Origin of the sequence: Floridaenema evergladense BLCC-F167 (genome assembly GCF_041929205.2) — a bacterium.
GTDB classification, from domain to species: domain Bacteria; phylum Cyanobacteriota; class Cyanobacteriia; order Cyanobacteriales; family Aerosakkonemataceae; genus Floridanema; species Floridanema evergladense.
Genome location: NZ_CM171625.1, coordinates 1,585,000 through 1,604,649 on the forward strand (window position 1 = coordinate 1,585,000; position 19,650 = coordinate 1,604,649).

The 19,650-nt window shown below is 41.6% G+C and carries 20 protein-coding genes and 1 tRNA gene; 6 read left to right on the forward strand and 15 right to left on the reverse strand.

The features are described from left to right. Positions 1-313: 313 nt before the first annotated feature. From moeB to ACE1CA_RS07485, 9 genes are all read right to left on the reverse strand, one after another. Complete coding sequence (gene moeB, locus ACE1CA_RS07445) at positions 314-1,486, reverse strand: molybdopterin-synthase adenylyltransferase MoeB (RefSeq protein WP_413282062.1); 1,173 nt, start codon at positions 1,484-1,486, stop codon at positions 314-316. A gap of 90 nt (positions 1,487-1,576) precedes the next feature. Continuing rightward, complete coding sequence (locus ACE1CA_RS07450; protein WP_413282061.1) at positions 1,577-2,035, reverse strand: M67 family metallopeptidase; 459 nt, start codon at positions 2,033-2,035, stop codon at positions 1,577-1,579. A 193-nt stretch (positions 2,036-2,228) separates the two neighbouring features. Further along, positions 2,229-2,954 (reverse strand): ABC transporter ATP-binding protein, encoded by a 726-nt coding sequence (locus tag ACE1CA_RS07455; protein WP_413282060.1) that lies wholly within the window; start codon positions 2,952-2,954, stop codon positions 2,229-2,231. 122 nt (positions 2,955-3,076) lie between these two features. Next, on the reverse strand, positions 3,077-3,301 hold the full coding sequence (locus ACE1CA_RS07460) for a ferredoxin family protein (RefSeq protein WP_413282059.1): 225 nt from the start codon (positions 3,299-3,301) through the stop codon (positions 3,077-3,079). Positions 3,302-3,384: 83 nt separating this feature from the next. Then, a complete protein-coding gene (locus ACE1CA_RS07465; protein ID WP_413282058.1) occupies positions 3,385-4,623 on the reverse strand; it encodes an ATP phosphoribosyltransferase regulatory subunit in 1,239 nt (412 codons plus the stop codon). Beyond that, positions 4,623-5,603 carry a DnaJ domain-containing protein gene (locus ACE1CA_RS07470; protein ID WP_413282057.1) on the reverse strand — a complete coding sequence of 327 codons (981 nt, stop codon included), beginning with the start codon at positions 5,601-5,603 and terminating at the stop codon, positions 4,623-4,625. The genes ACE1CA_RS07465 and ACE1CA_RS07470 overlap by 1 nt, the downstream gene beginning before the upstream one ends. A gap of 94 nt (positions 5,604-5,697) precedes the next feature. Continuing rightward, positions 5,698-6,543: an inositol monophosphatase family protein gene (locus tag ACE1CA_RS07475; protein ID WP_413282056.1), complete on the reverse strand. Its 846-nt coding sequence runs from the start codon at positions 6,541-6,543 to the stop codon at positions 5,698-5,700. Positions 6,544-6,698: 155 nt separating this feature from the next. Continuing rightward, complete coding sequence (locus ACE1CA_RS07480; RefSeq protein ID WP_413282055.1) at positions 6,699-7,226, reverse strand: thermonuclease family protein; 528 nt, start codon at positions 7,224-7,226, stop codon at positions 6,699-6,701. Beyond that, positions 7,216-7,584: a 2Fe-2S iron-sulfur cluster-binding protein gene (locus tag ACE1CA_RS07485; protein ID WP_413282054.1), complete on the reverse strand. Its 369-nt coding sequence runs from the start codon at positions 7,582-7,584 to the stop codon at positions 7,216-7,218. Before ACE1CA_RS07485 ends, ACE1CA_RS07480 begins: the two co-directional genes overlap by 11 nt. Before the next feature lie 65 nt (positions 7,585-7,649). On the opposite strand from ACE1CA_RS07485, the gene ACE1CA_RS07490 reads away from it, so the two are divergent. Next, positions 7,650-7,736, forward strand: a tRNA-Ser gene (locus ACE1CA_RS07490). A gap of 230 nt (positions 7,737-7,966) precedes the next feature. On the opposite strand, the gene ACE1CA_RS07495 is transcribed toward ACE1CA_RS07490, so the two are convergent. Then, a complete protein-coding gene (locus ACE1CA_RS07495) occupies positions 7,967-8,413 on the reverse strand; it encodes a DUF29 domain-containing protein (protein ID WP_413282053.1) in 447 nt (148 codons plus the stop codon). A 124-nt stretch (positions 8,414-8,537) separates the two neighbouring features. After that, entirely contained in the window at positions 8,538-10,232 is a 1,695-nt protein-coding gene (locus ACE1CA_RS07500) for a bifunctional serine/threonine-protein kinase/formylglycine-generating enzyme family protein (protein WP_413282052.1), read from the reverse strand. A gap of 89 nt (positions 10,233-10,321) precedes the next feature. Between ACE1CA_RS07500 and ACE1CA_RS07505 the strand changes: the two genes are divergently transcribed. Then, positions 10,322-11,239, forward strand: a complete 918-nt coding sequence (locus ACE1CA_RS07505) for an RpnC/YadD family protein (protein WP_413282051.1) — start codon at positions 10,322-10,324, stop codon at positions 11,237-11,239. Positions 11,240-11,322: 83 nt separating this feature from the next. Further along, complete coding sequence (locus ACE1CA_RS07510) at positions 11,323-12,531, forward strand: tyrosine-type recombinase/integrase (protein ID WP_459563742.1); 1,209 nt, start codon at positions 11,323-11,325, stop codon at positions 12,529-12,531. A gap of 265 nt (positions 12,532-12,796) precedes the next feature. Here ACE1CA_RS07510 and ACE1CA_RS07515 read toward each other — a convergent pair whose 3' ends face one another. Next, positions 12,797-14,452 carry a DMT family transporter gene (locus ACE1CA_RS07515; protein ID WP_413282049.1) on the reverse strand — a complete coding sequence of 552 codons (1,656 nt, stop codon included), beginning with the start codon at positions 14,450-14,452 and terminating at the stop codon, positions 12,797-12,799. A 578-nt stretch (positions 14,453-15,030) separates the two neighbouring features. Here ACE1CA_RS07515 and ACE1CA_RS07520 point away from each other — a divergent pair. Beyond that, entirely contained in the window at positions 15,031-15,486 is a 456-nt protein-coding gene (locus ACE1CA_RS07520) for a late competence development ComFB family protein (protein ID WP_413282048.1), read from the forward strand. 338 nt (positions 15,487-15,824) lie between these two features. Beyond that, positions 15,825-16,208 (forward strand): late competence development ComFB family protein, encoded by a 384-nt coding sequence (locus ACE1CA_RS07525; RefSeq protein WP_413282047.1) that lies wholly within the window; start codon positions 15,825-15,827, stop codon positions 16,206-16,208. Position 16,209: 1 nt separating this feature from the next. Here ACE1CA_RS07525 and ACE1CA_RS07530 read toward each other — a convergent pair whose 3' ends face one another. After that, positions 16,210-16,761, reverse strand: a complete 552-nt coding sequence (locus ACE1CA_RS07530; protein WP_413282046.1) for a siphovirus Gp157 family protein — start codon at positions 16,759-16,761, stop codon at positions 16,210-16,212. Positions 16,762-16,878: 117 nt separating this feature from the next. On the opposite strand from ACE1CA_RS07530, the gene ACE1CA_RS07535 reads away from it, so the two are divergent. Then, a complete protein-coding gene (locus ACE1CA_RS07535; RefSeq protein ID WP_413282045.1) occupies positions 16,879-17,631 on the forward strand; it encodes an SGNH/GDSL hydrolase family protein in 753 nt (250 codons plus the stop codon). 32 nt (positions 17,632-17,663) lie between these two features. Here ACE1CA_RS07535 and atpC read toward each other — a convergent pair whose 3' ends face one another. Together atpC and atpD are read right to left on the reverse strand one after the other, a co-directional pair. Continuing rightward, positions 17,664-18,080 (reverse strand): ATP synthase F1 subunit epsilon, encoded by a 417-nt coding sequence (gene atpC, locus ACE1CA_RS07540; protein ID WP_413282044.1) that lies wholly within the window; start codon positions 18,078-18,080, stop codon positions 17,664-17,666. Positions 18,081-18,169: 89 nt separating this feature from the next. Continuing rightward, a complete protein-coding gene (gene atpD / locus ACE1CA_RS07545; RefSeq protein WP_413282043.1) occupies positions 18,170-19,621 on the reverse strand; it encodes a F0F1 ATP synthase subunit beta in 1,452 nt (483 codons plus the stop codon). Positions 19,622-19,650 lie beyond the last annotated feature (29 nt).

Here is a 19,650-nt window from a genome sequence, read left to right on the forward strand (position 1 = left end):
CTGCTATAGGCAGAGAGGCATTCCTACAGCAGAATAGTAAAAAATATAGAGTTTAATATAAACCAGTTACCCAAACTTCATTTCCTACCTGGGGGAAGACCGGGCAGAAGAACTGTCACTTTTCTTCCCTATTTCTAACATTCCCTAATTTCCGCAGAAATTAACACCAAAAGGAATTTGTCATAAAACTTCAAATTTTTTCTAGAGGTGGGGGAGTAGGAGAGGAAGGGGGAAAACTCAAAAAGAAAAACTTTCCCAGTCCCCAGGCTTCGACGTGAGCGCTCAGCCGAACGTCCCTAATCCCCAGTCCCCATTAATATTCAGGAACGGAACGATCGACTTCCCGACTCCAAGCGGTGATGCCGCCTTTGACGTTAGTGCCTTCGATTCCAGCTGCTTTCAAAATACCTAAAGCTTTTGCCGATCGCCCACCCATTTTACAATGAGCTATTAAGCGATGACCGTTGAGTAATTGTTTCACTTTCTCCACACCTTCGCCACGTTCAATATCGGGTAAAGGTACTAAAACCGCACCGGGAATTTTAGCAATTTCGTATTCACCAGGATTGCGAACATCAATCAAAACGAAGTCATCAGCACCACTATCTAGCAGTTGCTTTAACTCTGTGACAGTCATTTCTGCCATTTCCATCTGCTGTTTTGCCTCCTCTGCTTTAGCTTGGGTAATCCCGCAGAATTGTTCGTAGTCTATCAGTTTTTCAATTACTGGACGAATGGGATTTGGGCGCAGTTTCAACTCGCGGAATTTCATTTCCAAAGCGTTGAACAGCAACAATCTCCCACTTAGGGTAGTACCTTTGCCGATGATAATTTTGATAGTTTCTGTGGCTTGAATTACGCCAATTATTCCGGGTAAAATCCCTAAAACGCCGCCTTCTGCACAAGAGGGAACCATTCCTGGCGGTGGGGGTTCGGGGTACAAATCACGATAGTTTGGGCCACCTTCGTAGTTAAATACGGTAGCTTGTCCTTCAAAGCGGAAAATGGAACCGTAAACGTTTGGTTTGTCTAACAATACGCAAGCATCGTTAACTAAATAGCGGGTGGGGAAGTTATCTGTTCCATCTACCACTATGTCGTAAGGTTTAACGATGTCTAGGGCATTTTCGGCGCTAATGCGAGTTTCGTATAAATCAATTTGACAGTTGGGGTTTATTTCCAAAATTCGGTTTTTGGCAGATTCGATTTTTGGTTTTCCTACCCAAGAGGTGCCGTGAATGACTTGGCGTTGTAAGTTGGAACTATCGACTATATCAAAGTCAACTATTCCCAGTCTGCCAATTCCCGCTGCTGCTAGGTACAACAGTAGTGGGGAACCTAGTCCACCTGTACCGATGCAGAGGACGCTGGCAGCTTTTAGGCGTTTTTGCCCTTCTAGCCCTACCTCCGGTAAAATCAGGTGTCGGGAGTATCTTTCGTATTCTTCTTTGGATAATTGGACTTGATCCAAATTAGGATTGAGCATGGCAATCTTTATAGCAAAAAGCAGATCTAAGATCTTATCTAAAAAGTATCCTTCGTGTCCTTCGTGTCTTCGTGGTTTTTACATTTTGTTTTAAACGTTGGTGAGAATTTCTTCTTCCTGAAACTGATGCGCGTCGTCTAAACACCAACTTCGCACTTCAAGAGCTTTCCCTTCTGACACGGAGACGATTATATAAGAGTAAACTGCCCAAGCGATCGCCCGATCCATTTCCGATGGTATCGCTGGATGGTCTGGGTGTGAGTGATAAAATCCGATAATTTGTAATTGTCGATCGCGTGCCACCTTTTGTGCTTTGATGATCTCTAGTGGTGCGATCGCAAATGTCCTCTCTTTCCCCCTAACTCCTCCACTCGCCGGAAATTCTACCCATTTCTCTTCTTCCCAAGCGTTTAAAGTCTCCCAAACTTCTACCACTGTTTTCCCTTCATCTCCGATTTTTCCTAACATGATCCCGCAACATTCTTCGGGATAAGTTCTTTCGGCCTGTCTGCAAATCTTTTGTAGATCTTTGGGAGAAATTTGAATCATTTACACAATTTTGTTGTGATTTTTTGGCTGTTTCCTGATATTATTATATTAGGTTTTGATTCTCTTATAATGGGATATCAGCAAAAATAAAAAAATTACAACCATCCCATTATTCTAAAATATACCACCTAAATAAATTAAAAACTGTGTGTTCGGTAACAAAATTGGGTCGCCACAAAAAATTAACAAAACTTTAATGAGTTGTTTTAACACCGAGATAAAGTTCACCTACTTTAGGGTCATTTAATAATTCTGAACCGGGGCCGGAGAAGCGATCGCGTCCGGCTTCGAGAACATAACCGCGATCGGCCATTTCTAAGGCTTTGCGGGCATTTTGTTCTACGAGGACGATCGCAGTTCCGCTACTATTAATTTGGCGAATTTGCTCAAACACATTATTAACTAAAATCGGAGACAAAGCCGCCGAAGGTTCATCTAATAATAGTAAACTGGGTTGTAACATTAACGCCCTACCCATTGCCAACATTTGCCTTTGTCCACCGGAAAGAGTTCCTGCCCGTTGGCGGCGACGTTCAGCTAAAACGGGGAAAGTGGCGTAAATTTTATCTTTTAATGGTTGCAGGGAGTCATTACGAATAAAAGCCCCCATTTCCAGGTTTTCTTCTACTGTTAAAGTAGGGAAAACATTAGCGATTTGGGGTACATAACACATCCCCCGTTGCACAATTTGATCTGATTTTAATCCGCCAATGTTTTCGCCTTTAAAGGTAATTTTTCCGGTGTGGGGAGTCAGTAACCCAAAAATAGTTTTGGCTAATGTAGATTTTCCAGCACCATTGGGACCGATGACTGCAACTAATTCGCCAGGGTAGATTTTAAAGTTGACTCCTTGCAGGATGTCTAAGTCTTTGACATATCCTGCGTAGACATTTTCTACTTCTAATAGTGGGTTACTCATTCGATTGGTTCTCCAGCACTCATGGTCATAAGTGAACCTAATTAATTAGCAAAGTGCTTACTCCACAAGGTTTCCCAGTCCCTAGTCCCCAGTCCCCAGTCCCCAGTCCCCAGTCCCCAAACTTAGGGTGTTTTTTGTAGTTCTGGGCGTTCTTCGGGAAGGATGGCACCTTCTACAGGGCAGACTTGCAGGCAGATGCCACAATCAATGCAGGTAGAAAAGTCAATCCAATACCAACCTGTGCCTTTAGCGTTTTTGCCTGGGCCTTCATGGATGCAAGCTACGGGACAAGCGTCTACGCAGTCAGCAACGCCTTCGCAGGTATTCGTAACAATTGTGTGTGGCATTCTCTCTTGATGAAATTCGACAGACGAGTTTGGTTAGCACTTTTTGGGGAGCATAGCCATTACGAATTGTAATGCTTTTTGCTTCAGATTGTTTCCAGGGTTGGCGAACCAGACTCGTTTACCCAAGCAATTTTGGGGATGCGACGATGGCGGGCATATTCCCGAATTTCTTCTGGGTTACGTCCACCTAAGTCTAATTCTACTTTTACTAACTCTTTTGATTGGCGTAAACTGTGAGCGTAAGCGAAAGCTGCGGGAAAAGCTGCGGGTGTTTGGGCAACTACTAACCATTCGCTAGTGGGTGTTTCTTGGGGTAAGTGTCCTGTAGTGAGTAGAACTTGGTATAACTCTTCAATATTTAAGCAAAAACCAATACCGGGGACGCTGTTTCCTTGGGGATGGTAGAGGCTTAAAAGTTGGTCGTAACGTCCTCCTTGTGCCAAGATATGTTTTCCGCTATCGCTTTGTCCGACAACTTCAAATACTATGCCTGTGTAATAGTTAAAGGTTTGGATTAAGCTTAAATCGAGGGTGATTTGGGAGGTCAATTTTGTTTGTCCAACTAAGTTAGGCAAACCTTGTTCTAGTAAGTCTATTAAAGATTTCAGATTATTGAGTGCTTCTTCTCCGGTGGGTTCTAGTTGTAAGTTAGCGACTTTTTGCAGGACATCAGCTGGTTTCCCGCGTAAGTCGAACAACATGAGGGCTTGTTGTTTGAGTTCGTCGGAGAGGGGGAGATTTTCTAAGGTTACACGATCGAGATGTGCGATCGCTTGTCTGATTCTCTCTTGCAACTTACCCGGAAAAGGTGCCAACAAACTGCGGGTAAGTCCCGCTTCACCCAACACCAAATGCCAACCACTCAAACCCAACTCAAATAAACATTCTGCCAACAATAGTAAAATTTCCCCATCTGCCAGCAATCCACCTGCACCAATTAATTCTACTCCCGCTTGGTAGAATTCTTGCTGTCCGCTGTAGCTACCTTCTTTTGCCCTTCTAAATACGTTGGCGTTGTAATAAAGTCGCTGAGGATAACTGACTCCTGCCATGCGAGTCACTGCTGTTCTGGCAATACTAGCAGTTAGTTCCGGGCGCAGTCCCAAACTTTCTTCTTCTGTGCCCGCTTGCAATTGTAATACTGTAGAGCGGTTGATGGCACCACCTGCCATTAAAGTATCCAACCGCTCGATCGTAGAGGTAATAATCTGATGATACCCACAACGACGGTAAACCTGCTGTAAGCGGTCTTCAATCCAATGTTTTTGAGCAACATCAAGGGGCAATAAATCCCGTGCCCCGGCAGGTGGTTGATGCACCATTATTTCTTCTTCCCACCAAACAAACCAAATAAACCGCCATTAGCCTTAGTTTCAGCTTTTTTATTTGCTGTTGCTGTACGTACAGCAGTACGTTTCTCGATCATATCGATGCGTTTTTTCACTTCTAAGGCTGTTGGATCTTCAGGATTAAATTGTAAGGCGCTTTCCAAGTGAATTTTCGCCATTTTCGCTTGCTCCTGATTTAAATAAGCCATTGCCATTAAAGCATGAACGCGACTACTTTTTGGCTCCATCTTCAAAGCGTCTCTTAATTCTAAGATTGCTTTAGCCGGATAGTTCTTTTCAATATACTCTTCGGCACGACGGCAGTAAGTTTCCGCAGCAGAAACTTCTACTTTGGGAACTCTCTTTTCCGCTGTTGGCGGTACCTTACTTGGTGTAGCATTTGGTGTGGCTGCGGCTGGGTTAGTTTTTGCTGGGGTGGTGACAGCAGGAGTTGCTAATTTAGTAACTTCTGGAGGTTTACTAACACTTTGACCTTGGCTAGACTTCCGTACTAAGTAAACTAAATTCAATTCGCTAACTTGGGCGATATTTTGCAGAATTTGATCTATTGATTCATATTGTTTTTCAATTAGTTTATGCAATGCTGTTTTATATTCATGTTCCAGATTAGTGGATTTGTATAGCTGTTTGGCTAATTCACTTTGCAGGTCTATTTTCTCTCTTTCTTGTACTAAGCGTTTTCCCATGCGGCTTAATAGTACGTTATGTTCCGCACGACTTTGGTCGTTAAACAGTTGTTGATAAGCTGGACTGACTAATTTAGCGAAGAGTTGACTTGCTTGTTGTTTGCTGGCTTCGCTGTCTGCGATGCAGCTGTCTGGATGCAGACGACGGGAAATTTTCAGATATCTTTTTCTCACTTCGTTAGCTGTAGCATCCAATGGTACGCCTAAAACTGCGTGATGGTCTGTACAATCAAACTTGAATAGTCCTTGTTCAATATTAAGTGCCATAATTTACTGTTCCAGAATTTCGTTCTATAGATCTAGTGTACTTCGTAACATCAAAGGATGTAATATCTCTGAGTTAATTTTTTTTTAGTGTAAATTAAACATTTGTTGTTAAGTGTTTTCCCCAATCTAATAAGGGATACACTTGCATAAGTTCGGTACTTAGACTGTTGTGAATTAGACCATTTGTTGCTAATATTCTTCCTGATTTTATTTGTAAAGGACTACCATCGTAGGCAGTTACTTTGCCTCCTGCTTCTTCTACTAGTACTATTCCAGCGGTAATATCCCAAGGAGAAATTCCTCTTTCCCAGTATCCATCTAAGCGTCCACAAGCTACTTCAGCCAAATCTAAGGAAGCCGATCCGCTACGGCGCACGCCTTGGGTAAGATGGGTAAGGTGACAAAATTCGGCGTAGTTGTTGTCGTTTGTCTGACGACGATCGTAAGCAAAACCTGTGACTAGTAAACTTTTGCTGAGTTCTTGGGTTTGAGACACTCTGATGGGACGACGGTTGCGAGTTGCGCCTAATCCTTTGGCGGCGCGAAATAGTTCGTTATGAAAAGGAGCAAAAATCACACCTACTTGGGGAATTCCTTCTATTAACAGACCAATTGATGTGGAAAAATAGGGATATTGATGAGCAAAGTTAGTTGTACCATCTAAAGGATCGATCGCCCACAAATATTTATTTTCTTGTTCTCCTATCTGTCCCGATTCTTCTGCTAAAATTGCGTGGTCGGGGAAGTGACGATGTAAAATTTCCAATATTACTGCTTCAGCTGCTTTATCAGCAGCTGTTAATAAATCTCCGGGACGACCTTTTTCTTCTATTGTTTCTAAATTCCCATAATAGGATTGAAGGACAGCACCCGCAGCAAGAGCGGCTTCTGTGGCAATATCGAGAAAGATTTGTAGCTGTTCGGGGGTAGAGGAACTCATTAGTTTGGGGACTGGGAATTGCTTTTTGAGAAATTAATTTTACCGATCGCTTTATGAATGACAACTGTCAGAATATGATTCCGGTAATCAGGAAATCAAGTAATTTATATCTTTTTGCTTATGATGATATTAAATTTTTTATTCTGAGTCATTAATTATCTGTACTGTTGACGGAACTGTTCTGGAGGTATACGCAGGGGTTGGTCTGGACTCCAAATTCCTAATCCCATAACTCTGGCGTACTCTTGAGCGTGTTCTAGCCGTCGATCGTACTTGCGGTTAAGCGATCGGGGTCGAAATAAAGCCCAACCTTCCTTAAGTAACTGTTCATTCAATAGCTTACCATCTTGCCAGATATATGCTAACTGGCGATCGAATTGGTCTTTTGGTTCCAAGTCAGATTCCAGCAATACAGGTTTGTCCCCTATCATTTCCTGTAATCTTTCTTTAGCGGTTTCTCCCCAAGGTCTTTGGCGTAACTCTGGTGCTGACAAGCCTATCAGTTGTACTCGTGAGGTTGAGTTAGATTGTTGCAGGTTAACTACTTCTACGGCTTGTCCGCTAAGAACCCGTTGTACTTTTAAGGTTACTCCTTGGGGAGAAGGGGTAGATTGACATCCCCCCAAGAATAGGAAACTGCAAACAGTCAAAAGGCTAAAGAAACGGAAAATTTTAGTCTTCATCCAATGGTAAACCGACTTTTACTTTACCTCTTCCAAAATACCGACCAAATTGGAGTTCGTAAACTTCGTCCTCATCTTGGGTTTCCACTTCTAAGTCGGAACGAGCATAACTCACACATAACAGAGCGTAACCTTGTTTTTGTAATTCTAAGGATAGCCCCATTGCTTCTGGTTGATAGATGTCGCCGGAAATCACCCTGACGGCGCAAGTGGTACAAGCGCCATTGCGACAGGAAAAGGGTAATTCTATGCCTTGATTTTCAGCGCTGTGGAGGATGTAGCGATCATCTGGGACTTCAAGGGTATGATAGGTGTTCCGTTGGCGATCGTGAATCCGAATTTTAAATAAACGAGACATTGTAAAAATTCGAGCAACATGATCTATAATAGGATTCTGTGCGAAAAATACCAAAGCACAGCCCTGGAGAGGTGGCCGAGTGGTTGAAGGCGCAGCACTGGAAATGCTGTTTAGGGGAAACTTTAACGAGGGTTCGAATCCCTCCCTCTCCGTTCAGTCTGTAGGATGCGTTAAGCGCGGGAGCATTCCAATTTTGCCAAAATACCAGGCGATTAGAAATCGCGGCTACACAAACAAAGCCTGCCTCCGCAGGCTAAAAGTCCGCGCAGGCGGACTTGGTTTGTATAGCCCCAGACTTCCAGTCTGAGGGGCAATTTACACATTTGGGATGCTCCCAATTGATTGCTCGTGCCTAACATACCTGCACCAAAGAAAGCAATTTTCAATCAGGATACCAGTTTAAATCAAGTAATTGGTCAAGCGTGTAAGTGCATTCTGAGGGAAACTCAACAGTTTTTCCAGTCTTTTCTTGAACAAAACGAAGCGCATCTTTGTAGATTAAGTTGAGATTTTCTTGCAAATAATTTCGCAAATTAGTTGTTAATCTTCGGTTGATTTGAGTGCGGAAGTTGACGATTTCTGCTCTCCAGTTGTTTTGGTTGCGTTCTCTTTCGCTTGTCCAATATTCAAGCAATAATAAATGTCTGATAATCTGCTCCAAAAGACTGACTACAGCATTTCTTTTCTCGCTCCCCAAGTCTTCTAACTCTTCAATTAAATTTTCTAAGTCTAAAGCATTAAACTGTCGATTTTTCAGTAATTTTATAGTCGCTTCTAACCACTCAAAATCATCACTTTCATATAGGGTTTTTAAATCGATAACGCTCATCTGTTTTTTCTTTGTAATATTTGACATGGCTAATTGGTGATTGCCTCATTTTGAAAAAATTTTTCCAGCGGAAAGGGTAAAAAAAAGAGGGTAGAGGGCAAAAGGGCAAAAGTATAAAGTGCTACTAAGTCCACTCCGCACTACATACAATCCGAAAACCAAAATAGAGGTTATCGTAGTCCGCATTGAGGTCGTGGCGACAGGCGGAACGGCAGTACCCAGGATCGTCGTACCACGAACCACCGCGCAGCAGACGGGAGGAATTTTTATCACTACTTAACCATATAGTTTCATCATTAGGAGCGCCTTGGTAATCAGAATGCCAATGATCGGCGCACCACTCCCATACATTCCCGTGTAAATCGTAAAGTCCAAACTTATTAGGAGGAAAACTACCTACTGTCGTTGTTTCCTGACGATATTTTCCTTTTGTACCCGAACCATAAGTATAATTGCCATCATAATTAGCTAGTTCGGGTGTAATTGTTCTGCCAAAGTAAAAAGGCGTTGTTGTGCCAGCACGACAGGCATATTCCCATTCTGCTTCACTGGGGAGGCGGTAGGCTTTTCCCGTCAAGCGGCAAAGTCGATCGCAAAATTCCACAGCATCATACCAGGAAACACGCTCTACTGGTCGATTTGCTCCTTTAAAACGAGATGGATCTGGATTAAGATCGCGGTTAACTTTGGGGAGTTTGGCTACAGCTTGCCATTGAGCTTGAGTAACTGGGTATTTCCCCATTAAGAATGCTTTGATAGTTACACTATGTTGCGGTCTTTCACTATTACGACTTCCCTCTTCTGTCACTGGCGCTCCCATTGTGAATGTTCCACCAGGGATGTAAACCATATCCAGCTTGACACCGTTCCCTAAATCTTCCGTAAAAGATTGGGATATAAATTTTGGTTGAGGAGGTTGGGGAACTGATATTTTAGGAGGTGCTATTGGCGACCCATTAATATCATTTAAAACTTCAGCCACTGATTGATAACGCCGCTTCGTCGCACCTTGGATCATTTTATCTAACACTTGACCAAGTTCTTTGCTAATTGGATTTGGCAGGTAATCTCGCCATACCCAATCACCTTCACTGATACTATATAACTCAAACGGTTCTACTTGCGTGAGCAAATGAATGCAAGTCACTCCTAAACTATAAATATCGCTGGCATAAATTGCCTTACCTATTCCTTGTTCTGGTGCTGCATATCCCGCACTACCTATCACTGTTCCCGTCACTCCTAAAGCAGTTGCGGTTGCATATTTCGCTGCTCCAAAATCCACTAATACCAGTTGCCCATTTGACCGACGAATGATATTTTCTGGTTTAATATCTCGGTGAATTACTTGCCCTTTGTGAATAAATTCTAATACGGGCAATAAATCCTTGAGTAAATTCCAAATTTGTTTTTCGCTAAAATACCCTTCCGATGTCAATATTTGCGCTAAATTTTGCCCGTCGATAAACTCCTGCACTAAATACTGACGACCATCTTGCGTAAAATAGGCGAATAGTTCAGGTATTTGGGGATGTTTGCCCAGTTCATCTAGTCTGACTGCTTCTTGCTCAAATAATTCTGCGGCTTTCTGGAGTGTATCCGTACCTTGGGCTTGGGGGTAGAATTGTTTAATCACGCAGGGTGGCTTAGAAGGTTTATGCTCGTCAACAGCGCGAAACGTCCTACCAAATCCGCCTTGACCAATAATTTGCACTGCGCGATAGCGATCGGCTAATAATAACTTATTCCCGCATCGCTGGCAGAACTTAGTATTAGGTTGGTTAACTAGTTTGCAATCAGGATTGAGACACTGACTCATAAATGCTTTATTATACCTAAATTAATTAAAACACATCGACTCTGATCATGTTTCTATCAGGAATGATTTAATCGAAAATTAAAAAGCGAATGACTGTCTTTCCTTATGACCAATTTGCCAAAGATTATCTCAAAGAATTGTTATCCCCTTTGGGCGAAGTGGAAACAAGTCGTAGTATTGGCAGTGAAGTGCGAGAAATTGATGTTTTGTTTACACCAAGGGGGGAAGTTGCACCTCCTACTGAGTTAGGATTATTAGGCCGCTTGGCGACTACTGCGGCGATTTTTGAACCTTACCGCAATGCAATTAATCTGGGTGATGTTCGTAGTTGTATCGATAAATTGTTGGATGTGTTTGCGTTTTTAGAACGGCAGGCTAGAAGAAATAATACTCCTGTGGAGGAGAGAGAGTTACCTTTTCTGTGGATAATTTCTCCGACAGCATCAGAGGCTTTATTAACAGGTTTTGGCGCTAAACTGGAGCTACATAACTGGGGCAGTGGAGTTTATGTTCTGCCCACACATTGGAAAACGGGTATTGTGGTAATTCATCAATTACCGAAAACAGAAGAAACACTTTGGTTACGCCTTTTAGGGAAGGGGAGAGTACAGCAACAAGCGATTAATGAATTAGCTAAACTTCCAGAAAATGACCCTTGGCGAGTGGTGGTATTGGAGTTATTAAGTAACCTTAAGACTATATTAGAAGTGAGCCAAAATTTAGCGCCAGAGGAACAGGATTTAATTATGCAGTTGTCACCACTTTATGAGCAACGTTTGGCTGAAGCTACTCAGCAAGGTATTGAGCAAGGTATAGAACGCGGTATCGAGCAAGGTGTTCGGCAGGGACAAAGAATGTTTGTCGAGAATTTGTTGCGAGCAAAATTTGGAGAGTTGGATGAGGAATTAATCGGAATTATTGAGTCTTTGTTAGCTTTACCGCCTGCCGATTCAACTGTTTTGTTGTTGCAATTATCTCGTGAGGAATTGTTAGCCCGGTTTAATTAGATATTGACTGTCAGACACTAAAATTTTAAACTAGGAAAACTGATTTTCCAGTTTTGACGCACCCTACGGAATATAATTAGCAGATGCCAGTGAAACACAAACAAACTAGATCTCCTAAAGGTACAGTAGGAGTAGAAAAGTTTCGGGGAAAGTTGAGGCTAAGGCTACCACGTCAAATCTTTGGTGGTAAACAGAAGTACATTTCTACAGGTTTAGAGGATACCCCTGAAAATTGGAAGAGAGTACAATCTAAAGCTTGGGCAATTGAAGAAGATATTGCTACTGGAAATTTCGATCGAACTTTGACAAAATATCGTCCTCAATCTTACTCAAGTTTAGCCGAATCTTTAGAAAATTTAATCGTACCTCTGAATTTAGATGAATTATGGGAGAAGTACACCAAATATAAATCCACCCAGGTAGAAGAAACTACTTTAAGGCTTAATTTCAATCGAGTAGCATCTCATATCAAAAAATTACCGACAAAATTGTTAAAAGATAGTATTAAAATCCGGGATTATTTAGTAAGTAACAATAGTCCTTACACTGCCAAAAGAATTCTTACACAAATTAATGCCTGTTGTAATTGGGCTGTCAAATCTGGGTTAATAGAGAGTAATCCTTTTCAGGGTATGGCGCAAGAAATTAAAAGTCCGAAAAATAGTTCTGATGGAATTGATATCGATCCGTTTACTGCCCAGGAAAGGGATATAATTATTAATGCTTTCCGGGAGCATCCAATTTATCATCATTATACTAATTTTGTCAGGTTTTTATTCATGACAGGTTGCCGAACTTCGGAAGCGGTGGCTTTAAAATGGAAACATATTAATAGTGATTGTTCTAAGATTACTTTTTCCGAAGCAGTTGTCAGTATTTCTAGCCAGAAAATTCGCAAAGGTTTAAAGACTGAGGAAAGAAGGGATTTTCCTTGTAATAAGTCGCTGCAATCTTTATTGTTGAGTATCCGTCCTGAGAATTACAACAGTGAAGATTTAGTTTTTCCTTCTGTTTCGGGAAAAGAGATTAATTCTCATACATTTAATGCTTTTGTGTGGAAAGGTTCGGTGAATAAGGGTAAAAGATATATTGGGATTGTCCAAAGTTTAGCTGATGAGGGAAAAATTGAGCGGTATCGATCGCAATATCAAACCCGTCACACTTTCATTACTTTAGCATTAGAGAATGGCTTAGAGGTGAAAGATGTAGCTCGTTTAGTGGGTAACTCACCGGAAGTAATTTATCAGCATTATGCCGGAAGAAAAAGAGATTTAGTAGTTCCCGAATTTTAGCCTTGTCAAATAAATTCATTTGTACTACTCTGGTAATCAGATAAATAGAAAAACTGCTCCAGACAAGCGTTCGGGGCAATTTTGGACTTGACTATCGTTTGACTATCAGAGTTTTAAGTTATCCTGGTACTTGCTCGATTGATTTTGTTGCAAGTAGCCCCGCTCGTGCTGTCTAGGGAAAATTAACTAAGCAAGATTTTAAAAGTTAAGGACTGAGTGAATTAACGCTCAGTCCTTAATGCTAAAAGTTGAATTTTTCCAAAGTTTACCTATTGGCAGTAGGTTGAGTAGGAGGATTTTTTGGCTTCAAATTTTCGGCGCTAATACCAATCACCCAAACAGTTACTAATACCACACCAAGAATTTGGTAAAGTTGCAAATTTTCTTGGATAATCAAAAAAGCTAAGATGGTGGTTAAAGCAGGGCCACTAGCACTAACTACAGAGGCTAAAGCTGGCCCAATTAACGGAACACCCATATTGGTGAAGAGATAGCCACAAAGGGTAGTGGTAGCTAATACTAAGGTGCCAATTAATAAGCTAGTCCACATGGTCGGCTTAACTTGAGATCCGAAAAATGGGAGGACGCTCGCAGATAAAAACAAAATTGTGGTAAAGTTGACCACACTAAAAGGAATTGGGTGCATCCGACTGACTTTAATCAACACAATGTAAACGGCAAAAGCCAGACCCGAACAAATAGCAGTAGTTACGCCTAAAACAGGATTTCCCTTTGCCCCTACACCGAAGTTGGGAACAGCTGTCAGAAAGCCACCAATGTAAATAGAAATTGTTGCTAAAACCAGTAAAAATGTTGGTTTGTCGCGGAAGATTAGCCAAGACAGCAAAATGGTAATTGTCGGATAAACAAAGAAAATTGTTGTTGCTACCCCCGTAGGGATATTTCCTAAAGCAATATAGATAAAAAATTGAGATAGGAACAGAAAGAAACCACTGATAATCACGCTTAAGAGTCTACCAAACTGACTTTTCTGCCCTAAATGTTTGATATCTCGCCATGTATTGTTATAAAACAATGGTGCAACTACAAAAGCCATTATGGGCGCGACTAGGAGCATTCGCAACATCAAAATTAATAAAGAGTTACCAGGGCTTGGAGTAATAAATCCACCAACTTTAAATATGCCAAAGATATTTTGCTCCCTTAAGAGCACCCGGACAACAATATTTTGTAGGGAAAACATCAAAGAAGAAATTAAAACTAAAACCACTCCTAATTTAAAATTTGCCGCTTGGGGAGATGGTGCTGTAGTAGTCGCTGGGGCGGTTGGGGCTGGGGTAACAGTAGGTGGTTGCTGTTGCTGACCAAGACGATTGGGCGGACGACGATTCGATGTAACTCTCGGTACAGAAGAAGTTCTCTCTGGTCGGTAAGTTTCCTGTAGTTGCAGTCTAATACGAGTTACTAGGGCTTCTAAAATGGCTTCCCCTTGCTGCTCTAGGCTTTGCATCCGACCTAGCTGTTGGGAAAAATTGCTTTGATATGAGTCGATGTCTTGTTGTAGCGCCCTTAAGGTGGAACTCAAAGTAGAATTTAGGGCAGCAAGCAACTCGTAAGAGTTGTCTTCTTGGTTGCCACTTTGTTCAGCAGCGTTTGCTGCTAAAAAATTAAGCTGCTGTTGTCTTAACTCTTGTTGCAGCTGGGTAGCCAATTTTTGAGCTAACTGTTGCATCCAGAGTCGTTGTTCTGCTGTTTGCTGCTGATAGTGCGATCGCATCTGCTCCATCTCACTATTTAAGCTCAACCTCTCACTCTGTAGCTTATGGACTTCCTGCTGCAACTCGTCTAATACACTTTGTTTAATGTCTTGCAGTTGCTCTGTCAAAACTCTCAGAAATTCTTCAGGGGTTTGTGGGTTCTCTTCACCCTGAGTTTGCCTTTGGTTTTCCAATTGCGCCATTAGCTTCTTAACCTCTTGCCAATTGGCTATAAAATAACATTTATCTGTCTTCCTCAAGAAGACCCCCGTCACACCCTGGCAGAGCTACTTCATTGCCACCAAAGAAAATTTAATAGCTGGGGGGATGGGGGGATGGGGAGGTGGGGGGAAAGAGATGCTTGATGATTCTTCCTTTGGATGAATCGCAAGGTATATCTCAATCCCGACCAAATTATTTTGGCTCTCCCGTAATCATGGTGATAAGTAAACCTAATTAATTAGCCAAGTGCTTACTCCACAAGGTTTCCCAGTCCCCAGTCCCCAGTCCCCAGTCCCTAAAACCAAAGTTTTCCACCACAAGTACGGGAGAGCCATTATTTTCCCTTCCGAACATGAATTAGCCCTGCGGGACAGGCGACTAAAAACCTGAGACTGGGGTTTCTGATTCTCGCCAGCGCTTCATTAAATAATTCAGACTAGAGTAAAAATTACTGATCCTAAAGTACGAGTACAAATAAAATCAATAAGCTAAGATCTAAACTGATACGTAAGTATTACTTTAAGTAAAAATACTTTACTGAGTAATTGGAGAATAGTTTATGACTGCACTCAATCCAAGGAATTATAAATCAGTATCTCCTGAGTCTGAAAATCTATTCGGAAGGAAAACAGACTCGGCAAATTTAAAGAATCAATCATTGAATTACATTAATGTTTTGGAAGCAATAGTTATAGAAGAGGTGGAACGACAAATGGAGAAACTCTCACCCCATCTTGCCCAGTACATCAATCCAGAGCAAGCGATCGCTTATGCACTAAATCGTCTACCTTCACTTTATGCTACTAGTGAAGAGGGATGGCGCAGGCAGCAGATCAAAGCAAAAACTGAACTGAAAAATCAAATTAAAATGGCAGTACGTCAAGGATTGGCTGCTGTACAAAAAGATCCTTTGAAAGTAACAACTCCCTTAAAAATACGTGGCAACTTGGAGATTGCTTCACATAATTTGGAAAGTAATAACCGCTATCAGCAAAGAAAATACTTACTGCGGTAAGAGGTAAGCAACCAATTTCTGCCACAATATCTGTATAAATTCTCAGGAAAATAAATAACAGTTTTTCATACTTTGAGTATTCTAATTAGTCTCTATGGGTAAAATAATTTAATATAAAAATTTGTTGATAGAGAATTGACTAGGATTGAAAAAATAGGTAAGATTCGATCCATAAAATTGTGATACATTCGCATAGTTAAAAACCCTATAAATTTTACAGTTAGGGGTGTTAAGGTGTTAGGGTGCAGGATGTCAGGGTGCTAGTTGAGTAAAGTTTGATTGCACATCAAAATTGTTGGTTTACTCTGTTGAGCATTTCCTAATTTAAGTGTTCTGCGATGAAAACAATCACGAGTAAGAGCTTGGTTTATCGTAACGCCATTGAACCGCTGGTAGTACAAGAGGTGGAGCATCAGTTACAACAGTTACCACCAAAGATCCTGAAATATATAGATCCAGTACAAGTTGTAGCTTATGCTCTGAATCGGTTGCCAGCGTTATACGCTACCAGCGAAGAGGGATGGCATTGGCAACAAGTACGAGCGAAAACGAAACTGAAAGAGCAAATTACTACAGCTGTACGTCAAGCATTGGTGGCAGTACAAAGAGATCCGTTAAAAGTTTTTACTCCTTTAAAAGAAACGGAAATTGATGCTAGGTCGCATTATACGCAGGATAATCAGTTTTCTGACAGACAAGCAAAGATAAAAAAATATTGGTAAGTTAGCGGATTCTGATAGTGGAATTACGATCGCCTAAATAAGCAAAATCTAATTCCTCTCCTGCTTCTAAAGCGGTTCTGATTGCCGTCTTATCTGGTTCGACGTGAAGTTTTTGGAATTTTTGGGGTAAATCAGTGGGAGAAATACCATCATCTAAAATTAAAGGTGGCTTACCACCACTTTTAGTTAAAGACAATTTATAACGAGCAGTTTCCACTGTTTTTAATTTATTAATTTCAAAAAACCATTTTAGTCTTTCCTTGAGCATAGCCGCTTTTCTTTCATCACTGGCAGCTAATTTAGCTAACCTTTGTGCTTCTTGTTTCCTCACTTCTGCTTTAGCTTCCAATTCTGTGATTAAAGCGGCGTAGTTGTCTAGTTTGCGATCGCGTTCTGACCCCAAATTTTCTAACCAATTAGTAATTAGCTGTTCGCTTTCAATATCATCAGCTTCAATCTCATCAAGTAAACTGGTTAACTCACTAATATCATCAGAAATATTGAACAGAGTTCGCCGTTGTACTGGTGTGTTCGGTGGTGCTGCACTTTCCATCGATTTCTTTCCTTTAATGAGATTGATAATCCGCCAGACGAGGAAGTATTACCATTATAATGAAATAAATAATACGCTGAAAAAGCATTAACTTAATCTTCCTTGAAGGTCATTACTATGCAAAAATTACCAAAAACTTTTCTTTTAGTCTTTATCTTAACTTTAAGTACTTTAATTGCATCAGTGGCGCTCAATGTAATTTTGTTCGTTGCAGCCAGACACTATTACTTACTACTAAATCAAACTAGCTTAGATCCGCTAGGTTTGGAATATATTAAAGATAATTCCAGACAAGTCGATCGGAGTAATGATTCTCTAAAAAAACTAGTGTTTTTTGGCGATTCGCGAGCGCAGGAATGGACTTCTCATATAGAGCTAACGGGTTTTTCCATGATAAATGGAGGAATTTCCGGTCAAACTTCTACACAAGTATTGGGACGTTTTGAAAAGCAAATTTTACCCCTGCGTCCGCAAATTATCCTTGTTCAAGTTGGAATTAACGATTTAAAAGCAATTCCGCTGTTTCCCGATCGCAAAAATACCATCATTGCCAATTGTAAGGCAAACATTCAGGAGATTGTCAAGCGATCGCGTTCTCTCGGTGCTACAGTTATCCTGACAACAGTTATACCTGCTGGAGAAATACCGCTAGAAAGAAAACCATTTTGGTCTTCAGAGATCGATCGGGCTGTCGTAGAAGTAAACTCTTACATACACTCTTTGCAAGCGCCGAATCTAATTATTTTAGATAGCTATTCGCTTTTAGAGCAAAATCGAAAAAATAATTATCAAGACACCTTACACCTGAATAGCCAAGGATACGAAATCTTAAATAAAGAACTAATAAAAGTCCTAACAAAACTTAAATAATAAAATTGGGTGGGCGAAGCCCACCACAAAAATTAAACTTGAACCATGCCACCAGCAGCTTGAAAACGAGCACGTGCTCTTTTCAAAGCTTTAGTAGCCTGAATTTTTTCCTGACGATTTTCGCTGTTCTGCACTTGGTTAAAACGGTCTTGAGCTTGGTTGTAGGCAGTCCGAGCTGTTTCGAGATCGATCGAATCGCTGCGTTCTGCACCGTTAACTAAAATCGTCACCACGTCTTCTTCCACTTCGGCAAAACCGCCCATCAAAACGATCGCCACCCAGTTTTTATCCGGGCGCACCCGCATTACTCCCGTATCCAAAGCCGTCAAAAGTGGAGCGTGACCACTTAAAATACCTAATTGTCCAGTAGTACTCGGTAGAATAATTTCTTCCGCAGTAGAGTCCCAGACAGTTTTATCTGGTGCAATCACACGAACTTTTAAAGTCATTTCGATGTTAGATTTTAGATTTTCAATTTTCGACAATTCATGTAGGGATAATTCATGAATTCCCCCTACATGAATCAAGGCTACATGAATTACTTAGCTTTGAGTTTTTCGCCTTTAGCGATCGCTTCCTCAATAGTACCAACCATGTAGAAAGCTTGCTCTGGCAACTCATCGAACTCACCAGCCAGAATGCGTTGGAAACCCTTAATTGTATCTTCCAATTTCACATACTTACCAGGAGTTCCGGTGAACACTTCTGCTACAAAGAAAGGTTGAGATAAGAAACGCTCGATTTTGCGTGCCCGTGCTACAGTTAAGCGATCGTCCTCAGACAACTCATCCAAACCCAGAATCGCAATAATATCTTGCAACTCCTTATAACGTTGTAAAGTCGATTGCACAGCCCGAGCAGTTTTGTAATGCTCCTCGCCCACAACACTAGGTTGCAACATCGTAGAAGTAGAATCCAGCGGATCTACAGCTGGGTAAATTCCCTTAGATGCCAAACCACGAGACAATACCGTAGTCGCATCCAAGTGAGCAAAAGTAGTTGCAGGTGCGGGGTCAGTCAAGTCGTCTGCTGGTACGTAAACTGCTTGAATCGAAGTAATCGAACCTTCCTTAGTAGAAGTGATCCGTTCTTGCAATTCACCCATTTCCGTTGCCAGAGTGGGCTGATATCCTACCGCAGAAGGCATCCGTCCCAAAAGTGCCGACACTTCCGAACCAGCTTGCACAAACCGGAAGATATTATCAATGAACAGTAGCACGTCTTGCTTGTTCACATCCCGGAAGTATTCTGCCATAGTCAGAGCACTCAAGCCCACACGCATTCTCGCTCCTGGTGGCTCGTTCATCTGACCATATACCAGCGCTACCTTAGACTCGCTGATATTTTCTTCATTAATAACTTTAGATTCTTTGAATTCATTGTAAAGGTCGTTACCTTCACGGGTGCGTTCGCCCACACCACCAAACACTGACACACCACCATGAGCTTTAGCGATGTTGTTAATCAGTTCTTGAATAATTACGGTTTTGCCTACACCCGCACCACCGAACAGACCGATTTTGCCACCCCGACGATAAGGTGCTAATAAGTCTACAACTTTGATGCCAGTTTCAAAAACTGAAGGAGAAGTTTCTAAGTCAACTAGTTTGGGTGCTTGACGGTGAATAGGAGAAGTTTCTGTAGTATTTACAGGGCCTAAGTTGTCGATGGGTTCGCCTAGTACGTTGAAAATCCGACCCAGAGTACCAGCACCAACGGGTACACTGATGGCAGCGCCAGTATCAATTACTTCCATTCCGCGAATTAAACCATCGGTAGAACTCATGGAAACAGCGCGTACTTGGTTATCGCCCAACAATTGTTGTACTTCACAAGTTACCGATACATCTTGTCCAGCTGCGTTCTTGCCTTGGATTCTCAAGGCGTTGTAAATTTGCGGCATTTTACCGCTGGAGAACTCAACGTCTACAACGGGACCAATAATTTGGGTAATCCGCCCGCTACTTGTTTTTTCTGTGGTGGCTACCATGCTTGCGCCTATCTCAATAAGGTAAATCG